The 1,456-nt window shown below is 54.1% G+C and carries 1 protein-coding gene; it reads right to left on the reverse strand.

Going from position 1 to position 1,456, the window contains the following annotated elements; translation table 11 throughout:
* Window positions 1-258: 258 nt before the first annotated feature.
* The gene (locus tag A3722_RS14180; RefSeq protein ID WP_067916225.1) at window positions 259-1,281 is read right to left on the reverse strand and encodes an IS110 family transposase; all 1,023 of its coding nucleotides are present in this window, start codon (window positions 1,279-1,281) and stop codon (window positions 259-261) included.
* Window positions 1,282-1,456 lie beyond the last annotated feature (175 nt).

Below are 1,456 nucleotides of genomic sequence, written 5' to 3' on the forward strand. Positions count from 1 at the left end.
CATGCAGCGAATGACTTGTGTGGATGGCTCCTGCATAGCAAGACATTTTTGATCTGATTTGTGCATTTGTCAGAAGCAGTCATGTGTCCGGCCTGTTTGCGCGGTTTTGACCGCTGGCCCTGATGGGTTCCGCAAACCAAGTTCCTATCAGCTTTACGGGCTATTATGCCCGCGCCATTCGGCGGAGTGTCTTGGCTTTGGCGGCAGACTTATGCACCATCATCTCGCGGGTCTTGCTAACTCGTTGTTCCTTTCGTCTCAGGCTACAGTGCGTGGGCTGTAGGGTTCGTTGCGGGTAAGCACTGCCCAGACGATCCGGGCGGTCTTGTTGGCCATGGCGACGGTTGCGACACGCGCAGATTTGCGTTCAAGCAAGGATGTAAGCCATTTGCTGGCTCGCTCGGGATGGGATCGTGTTTGTCGAACGAGTGATGTCATACCAACGACAAGCAATGATCGCAGATACTGGTCACCCATCTTGGTGATCCGCCCCAGCTTCTCTTTACCGCCGCTGGATTTGTTGGCAGGCGTTAAACCCAGCCATGCTGCGAACTCCCGGCCGTTTTTGAATTGGTGACCATCTCCAATGCTGGCGATGATCGCAGAAGCCGTCACCGCGCCGACGCCGGGTATAGTGCGCAGCAAACGGACACGCGCATCTTCTTTGGCCACTTGTTTGAGGCGCTCTTCATACCATCGGACCTGCTTATGCAGAGCCATGAGCTGTTCTGACAGGTTGCGGATCACCTCGTTGGCGATGTCTGGCAAGTCGAGCACTTCACCAAGAGTGATGTCCTCAGCAAATCCAATCACACGGGCCAGCCCTTTAGGAATGAAGATGCCGAACTCCGCGACCAGACCACGCAGATTGTTGATGAGTTGCGTTCTTTGGCGCACCAAAAGGTCACGCGCCCGATGTAGCGACAACAGGGATTGCTGCTCGACTGTTTTGGTCGCAACAAACCGCATGGTGGGTCGGGTCACTGCCTCGCAAATTGCTTCGGCGTCAATGGCATCAGACTTACCGCGTTTGACATATGGCTTCACATACATCGGCGGAATCAGCCGAACCTCGTGACCAAGAGCTGTCAGTTCACGGGCCCAATGATGCGCACTGCTGCACGACTCCATGCCAATCAGGCACGGATCCAGTTTTGCAAAGAACGGCAGAAATTGCGTTCGTCGCAGCGGCTTGTTGAACACGACTTCTTCGCTCGCGGTGATCCCATGGACCTGGAAAACGTTCTTGGCCAGATCAACGCCGATTGTGGTAACTTGCATGGGGTGGCTCCTCTCATAAGCAGATTTTGACAACTGCACTATGGCGCATTGCGACGCCGGTTGAAGCAGGAGCCATCCACCCCATCAGCTTTCCGCCCCTTCCGTCGTAAACTCCGGCTCGTATGCAACAGATGAACCATTTTCTGAATGTTGAGAATATAATGATATTTCAATG

The sequence above is a fragment of the Sulfitobacter sp. HI0027 genome, from assembly GCF_001634775.1.
In the GTDB taxonomy this organism is placed as follows: Bacteria; Pseudomonadota; Alphaproteobacteria; order Rhodobacterales; family Rhodobacteraceae; genus Sulfitobacter.